The organism is Lysinibacillus sp. TE18511 (assembly GCF_054062295.1).
In genome coordinates this window covers 54440-60713 of the sequence record NZ_JBSSFD010000027.1, presented here as the reverse complement: position 1 = coordinate 60713, position 6274 = coordinate 54440, and the positions used below count along the sequence as shown (strand labels likewise).

At 38.9% G+C, this 6274-nt stretch carries 7 protein-coding genes, 1 rRNA gene and 1 riboswitch; all 8 genes read left to right on the top strand.

What is annotated here, in order from left to right; translation table 11 throughout:
* Nucleotides 1–103 (top strand): 5S ribosomal RNA (rrf, locus tag ACVWXS_RS17810); the annotation flags it as partial.
* A gap of 978 nt (nucleotides 104–1081) precedes the next feature.
* Complete coding sequence (locus ACVWXS_RS17805) at nucleotides 1082–1345, top strand: hypothetical protein (protein ID WP_456959446.1); 264 nt, start codon at nucleotides 1082–1084, stop codon at nucleotides 1343–1345.
* Nucleotides 1346–1698: 353 nt separating this feature from the next.
* Nucleotides 1699–1893: an NETI motif-containing protein gene (locus ACVWXS_RS17800; RefSeq protein WP_456959445.1), complete on the top strand. Its 195-nt coding sequence runs from the start codon at nucleotides 1699–1701 to the stop codon at nucleotides 1891–1893.
* A gap of 92 nt (nucleotides 1894–1985) precedes the next feature.
* A riboswitch (purine riboswitch) is annotated at nucleotides 1986–2084 on the top strand.
* Nucleotides 2085–2295: 211 nt separating this feature from the next.
* A complete protein-coding gene (gene purE / locus ACVWXS_RS17795; RefSeq protein WP_004225751.1) occupies nucleotides 2296–2784 on the top strand; it encodes a 5-(carboxyamino)imidazole ribonucleotide mutase in 489 nt (162 codons plus the stop codon).
* Nucleotides 2781–3905 carry a 5-(carboxyamino)imidazole ribonucleotide synthase gene (purK, locus tag ACVWXS_RS17790; RefSeq protein WP_374965146.1) on the top strand — a complete coding sequence of 375 codons (1125 nt, stop codon included), beginning with the start codon at nucleotides 2781–2783 and terminating at the stop codon, nucleotides 3903–3905. The genes purE and purK overlap by 4 nt, the downstream gene beginning before the upstream one ends.
* 13 nt (nucleotides 3906–3918) lie before the next feature.
* A complete protein-coding gene (purB, locus tag ACVWXS_RS17785) occupies nucleotides 3919–5214 on the top strand; it encodes an adenylosuccinate lyase (RefSeq protein ID WP_374965148.1) in 1296 nt (431 codons plus the stop codon).
* Nucleotides 5215–5311: 97 nt separating this feature from the next.
* The gene (gene purC, locus ACVWXS_RS17780; protein WP_427523310.1) at nucleotides 5312–6022 is read left to right on the top strand and encodes a phosphoribosylaminoimidazolesuccinocarboxamide synthase; all 711 of its coding nucleotides are present in this window, start codon (nucleotides 5312–5314) and stop codon (nucleotides 6020–6022) included.
* Between the two features lie 2 nt (nucleotides 6023–6024).
* Entirely contained in the window at nucleotides 6025–6273 is a 249-nt protein-coding gene (gene purS / locus ACVWXS_RS17775; RefSeq protein ID WP_053482994.1) for a phosphoribosylformylglycinamidine synthase subunit PurS, read from the top strand.
* The last annotated feature ends 1 nt before the right edge of the window (nucleotide 6274 follow it).

The following is a 6274-nucleotide window of genomic DNA, read 5'->3' as shown; positions in this document are numbered from 1 at the left end:
GCAAAGAGGTCACACCCGTTCCCATACCGAACACGGAAGTTAAGCTCTTTAGCGCCGATGGTAGTTGGGGGCTTCCCCCTGTGAGAGTAGGACGTCGCTAGGCACACAACAGCCACTGAGAAATCAGTGGTTTTTTTGTGCGAAAGTAAATAATTCTATAGCCTGGAATATTCTTGGTCAGGCTAGGTAAAGCTAGTTTTAATCTAAAAAAGCCAATAAGAAAGCAAAGTCTTATCATGAGGTAACTTCCTTTGTATAAGACTTTGAATCTTAACTAGCTATTTGTGAATCTTTATATGGTTCCCTGTTTTGCAACATGACGTAGATGCTTCAAATGCATTCGTAGGATATGCCAACGAATGCTTTTTCTTGCCTCATTTGACTGCAATTTTTTTTATTTCGTTTTTAAAGCTCGATTACGATACCTAGATACTTTCCAAGTTGATCTCACACAGACGGACATAATATATGTATTTCCCTGAGCGTCCTTGTACTTTTTCACTTGCCTATACTTTCATGATTCCCAGGTACAACTCCAGCCCCAAAAGCGATAGGTGGCGATGTAGGAACCCCATATCTACGCTGTTTTCCGAAATAATGATTGCTGTCGTATTTTTTTTAATACAAGGAATCGAAATTTACATAATCAATTTCGCCTTGGTATAATTTCGTCTGGATTATGAATTATGCCTGCACAATTCATTCTTAGCTGAATAAAGACAAATTAAATTCTATTTAAGATGAGTGTGAATAGCCCGGCGTCCCTTCTGAACCCCTAGCTTAGCAGACTGCCGGCGAAACGTTTAGAATCATCGAACAGTAGGATAGAAGAACCGACAGGATGGATAGAATAATTGAATCGACTTATTAAAATATCAAACCGATGAATAGAACGTCATAAAGAGAGGTTCCTACTACCTGTAGAAGGTTTCGGGAAGCTTCACATTGTGCCTCACCTCAACATTTGATATAGGATTATAGCTTGAAGTAAAAGTTGAACGAGCTTTACTAGCGGATTTTAAGTTGAAAAATTGAATAGATCTATAACACATATCGTTGTCTAATAATGGGGGAATTAAAAATGAGGCGTAACATTTTTTCTGCTGTATCTATTTTATTATTAATGATAATATTTCTTATGTTTGGGTATGATCCAACAAAATGGTATGGTGACTTTTTTAATTTCCTTTACGATATCAGTATTTTTACGCCATTAATATTAGGGGGACTAGGGATAATTAGCGCAAGTTTTGGTATTAAAGGTGATATCCGTATGGTTCTTATTGTGCTCCATGCTTTTTCATCATTTCTTTTCCTAGGTGTATATGTAAATTCTGTCAGCTGATGTCCAAACATCTGCTGACAAGAGGAACTAAGGCGCATCCTGTAAAAACGACTGAGTGACCAACCTCGTGTTGTTGTTGTTGCCGCTACGTTAGCACTACGCTTCCGCACAAAAAGCATTTGTTGGCCTAAAAGTCTCTGGCGGATGTCACGGAATTAGAAAGATTTGAAAATCCTTAATAAAGAACTGCAGAGTTTATTCCTGCAGTTCTTTTTACTTTGTCTTCAATTAGGAACTTAAAAGTATAATTACTTTGAATTAATAAATCATACATACTAAATGAAGAATCACAAGGTATAATGGAACTCATACGAGGAAAAATAATTGGATACAAGATTGAAAGGGCGAAAGATTTGGGGAAAAAACAAATTTGGTATGAAGTAGAAGAAAACGAGTCAATTGAAGATTGTTTGGCAAGAATGCGTCGAGATGGTTATATGGCAGTGGGACGAAAAGAAGAGCCCGTTTTCCACTTAGTTAATGGAGAACCAACGTATTTACGTCAAAAAATACAATTTAAAGCAATGCACTGTCAAGATTTTGAGTAGATTTGACTAAAATCCGAACATTTATAAATAGCTAAAATAAAATGTTCGCATTTTGCATTGACGATAGTGAAATCACTTGTTAAAATGTGAGTAGGAAAAACAAATAAGTCCCACATATATGCTAGAGGATTGGCTCTAGTGTCTCTACCCGGCACCGTAAATGCTGGACTATGCGGGAAAGCACTTTTGGCGTGTTACGAGAAGGGATATGTACTGATATGTACATTTGCATATTCTTTTCATAATAAGTCCTCAAGTAAACTGCTTTCACGTGTATGGTAGAGAGTAGTTTATTTGGGGATTTTTTTGTACGAAAAGTAAAGAATTGCAGTAGCTATTTGAAGAATAGAGGCTTGCACAATATTTGATCATTTTTCTATCGTTTAAAAGGAGCGACAATTCATGAATCCGAAAATCGGTGTGATAATGGGTAGTTCAAGTGACTGGGAAACAATGAAACATGCATGTGATATATTAGACGAATTACAAGTCCCGTACGAGAAAAAGGTTGTATCTGCACATCGTACTCCTGATTTAATGTTTGAGTATGCGGAAGCAGCACGTGAGCGAGGTATTCAAGTAATTATTGCGGGTGCTGGTGGAGCTGCGCATTTACCTGGAATGGTAGCAGCTAAAACAACGTTACCAGTAATCGGTGTACCTGTGCAATCTCGTGCTCTTAACGGTCTTGATTCTCTATTATCAATCGTTCAAATGCCTGGCGGTGTACCTGTAGCAACAGTAGCGATTGGCAAAGCAGGAGCGACTAATGCAGGCTTGCTAGCTGCGCAAATTTTGTCAACAACAGACGCAGAGCTTGCTAATAAACTAGATGCTAGACGTGAAGCCACAAAGCAACAAGTATTGGAAAGCACAGGTGACTTAGTGTGACAAAGATTATTTATCCAGGGCAAACGATAGGCATTATCGGAGGAGGACAGCTTGGCCGTATGATGGCACTTGCTGCTAAAGAAGTAGGCTTTAAAATTGCCGTTCTTGAACCATCAATGGACTCGCCATGTGGACAGGTTGCAGATATACGTATTGTAGCACCATATGATGATGAGGCAGCTTTAGAAGAGCTTGCTGAGGTAAGTGACGTTATAACGTATGAGTTTGAAAATATCGATTACGAAGGCTTAAAACGTTTAACTCAGATTGCTTATGTTCCGCAGGGTCCAGAGCTAGTGCGCATTACTCAAGATCGTGTGACTGAGAAGGAAGCGATTGTGAACGCAGGTTGTCCAGTAGCACCTTATATTGTTGCGAATACATATGAGGAATTAGTAGCCAATATCGATAAGATTGGTTATCCTTGTATAGTCAAAACAGCAAGAGGCGGTTACGATGGCAAAGGGCAGCAGCTTTTAAAATCTGTAGAAGACCTACCATTCGCAAAAGACCTTTTCTCTCATTCACAATGTATTGCTGAGGGATTTGTACCTTTCGCGAAAGAGATATCGGTCATTGTCCAAAGAAACGGTAATGGTGAATCATATTGTCAGCCAGTTGGAGAAAATATTCATGTTCATCATATTTTACACGAAACGATCGTGCCGGCCCGTATAAAAGAAGAAACAGCACTGGCTGCAGAAAGAGAAGCCTTGAAGATTGCTGATTACTTACATTTAGTAGGGACACTAGCTGTAGAAATGTTTGTATTAGAAGATGGTGGAATCGTAATTAATGAATTAGCACCAAGACCTCATAATTCAGGTCACTATTCAATCGAAGCATGTAATGTTTCACAGTTCCATCAGCATATTCGCGCTATTTGTGGTTGGCCACTACGTAAACCACAACTTTGGGCACCATCTATTATGGTAAATGTTTTAGGGCAGCATGTAATGCCACTGAGTAACTCAATTGCTAAATATCCTGAATGGTCTATACATCTTTATGGGAAAGCTGAAGCTAAGGTGAACCGTAAGATGGGCCACGTAACGATTATGACAAAAAACTTAGAAGAAACACTACAACAAATCGAAAGTTCTGGCATTTGGTCAGAATAGAAGGAGAAACGCAATGATCGAACGTTACACAAGACCCGAAATGGGCGCAATTTGGACAGAACAAAATAAATATCAAGCTTGGCTAGAAGTTGAAATTTTAGCATGTGAGGCTTGGGCAGAATTAGGCGACATTCCAAAAGAAGATGTAGCTAAAATACGTGAAAATGCTTCATTTGATGTAAATCGTATTTTAGAGATTGAGCAAGAAACTCGTCATGATGTTGTAGCATTCACTCGTGCCGTATCTGAAACACTTGGTGAAGAGCGAAAATGGGTGCACTATGGTTTAACTTCAACGGACGTAGTTGACACGGCCCTTTCTTATTTAATTAAACAAGCGAATGATATTTTACGTAAAGACATCGTGAATTTCATTGATATTATAGCAGCGAAAGCAAAAGAGCATAAGCATACGGTCATGATGGGACGTACACATGGTGTTCATGCTGAGCCAACGACTTTTGGTTTAAAACTAGGTTTATGGTATGAAGAAATGAAGCGTAACCTTGAGCGCTTTGAAGCGGCAGCAAAAGTAATTGAAACAGGGAAAATGTCTGGAGCAGTTGGAACATATGCCAATATCGATCCTCGAGTTGAGCAATATGTATGCGATAAATTAGGACTTACAGCATCACCTATTTCAACACAAACATTGCAACGTGATCGCCATGCGCAGTATTTAGGTGCTTTGGCATTAATCGCAACATCAATAGAAAAATTTGCAACAGAAATTCGCGGCTTGCAGAAATCTGAAACGCGAGAAGTTGAAGAAGCCTTTGCAAAAGGACAAAAAGGTTCGTCAGCGATGCCGCATAAACGTAATCCAATCGGGTCTGAAAATATGGTTGGGTTGTCACGTTTAATGCGTGGTTATATGGTGACGGCTTATGAAAACGTAGCTTTATGGCATGAACGTGATATTTCACATTCATCTGCAGAGCGCGTCATTTTACCGGATGCAACGATTACACTGAACTATATGTTAAATCGCTTCGGTAACCTTGTGAAAAACTTAACAGTATTCCCTGAAAACATGAAACGTAATATGGGTCGCACTTTCGGTTTAATTTACTCTCAACGTATTCTATTAGCACTTATCGATAAAGGATTAGTGCGTGAGGAGGCGTATGATACAGTACAACCTTTAGCGATGCAGGCGTGGGACGAGCAAGTGCAGTTCCGTACGTTAGTCGATGCAAGTGAAAAAATTACATCGCATTTAACGAAGGAAGAGCTAGATGAGTGCTTCGACTACAACTACCATTTACAGCATGTAGACATGATTTTTGAACGTCTTGGACTTAACTAAGTAGAGCCACTAGCGGATGTTACAGAATTGAATCGTTGTACGATCGATTCAATTCTGAACCCGCATGTATTTCATAATATCCAGGGGGAATAACGAAATGACTAAAGGTCAACTTTTGTATGAAGGTAAAGCAAAAAAATTGTATACAACAGAGGAGCCAAATGTTCTACTCGTTGAGTACAAGGATAGTGCAACAGCATTTAATGGTGAGAAAAAAGAAGAGATTGAAGGAAAAGGCATATTAAACAATCGCATTACTTCGTTAATTTTCGAAAAATTACAAGCTTACGGAATTGCGTCACATTTCGTAAAACAATTGTCTGATACGCAACAGCTTGTAAAACAGGTAGATATTATTCCGATTGAGGTCGTTGTTCGTAATATAGCGGCTGGTAGCTTAGCGAAACGCCTTGGCTTTGAGGAAGGTACACCATTAAAACGCCCAATCGTTGAGTTTTATTATAAAGACGACGAGCTTGGTGATCCGCTCATTTCAACGGAACATATTGATGTACTTGATCTTGCAACTCCTGAAGAAGTGACAGCCATTTATGACGGTGCACTAGCTGTTAACAAAGTGCTACAGCCAATATTTGCAGATGTCAATGTTACGCTAATTGACTTTAAATTAGAGTTCGGACGTGACCATGACGGAAATGTACTACTGGCAGATGAAATATCACCAGATACTTGCAGACTTTGGGATGCTACTACAAAGCAAAAGTTAGACAAAGATGTCTTTCGTAGAGACCTTGGTAATTTAACTGAAGTTTATACTATTATACTTTCTAGACTCGGAGGCAAATAACAATGAAAAAAGTTAAAATTTACGTAACATTACGCGAGAGCATTCTTGATCCACAAGGTTCAGCCGTACAAGGTTCTTTAGTAAAAATGGGTTACGCTGAAGTAGAAGATTTACGTATCGGTAAATATCTTGAACTAACAATTAAAGATACAGAACGTGACATTGATACTCTAGTAAAAGAAATGTGTGAAAAGGTTTTAACTAACGTTGTAATCGAAGACTACCGTTACGAAGTCGAGGAGGCTAACTAAT

Excerpts from the sequence above, each read along its gene's own strand:
- ACVWXS_RS17805 (WP_456959446.1), top strand. The coding sequence starts at position 1,082 with ATGAGGCGTAACATTTTTTCTGCTGTATCTATTTTATTATTAATGATA.
- purE (WP_004225751.1), top strand. The coding sequence starts at position 2,296 with ATGAATCCGAAAATCGGTGTGATAATGGGTAGTTCAAGTGACTGGGAA.
- purB (WP_374965148.1), top strand. The coding sequence starts at position 3,919 with ATGATCGAACGTTACACAAGACCCGAAATGGGCGCAATTTGGACAGAA.
- purC (WP_427523310.1), top strand. The coding sequence starts at position 5,312 with ATGACTAAAGGTCAACTTTTGTATGAAGGTAAAGCAAAAAAATTGTAT.
- purS (WP_053482994.1), top strand. The coding sequence starts at position 6,025 with ATGAAAAAAGTTAAAATTTACGTAACATTACGCGAGAGCATTCTTGAT.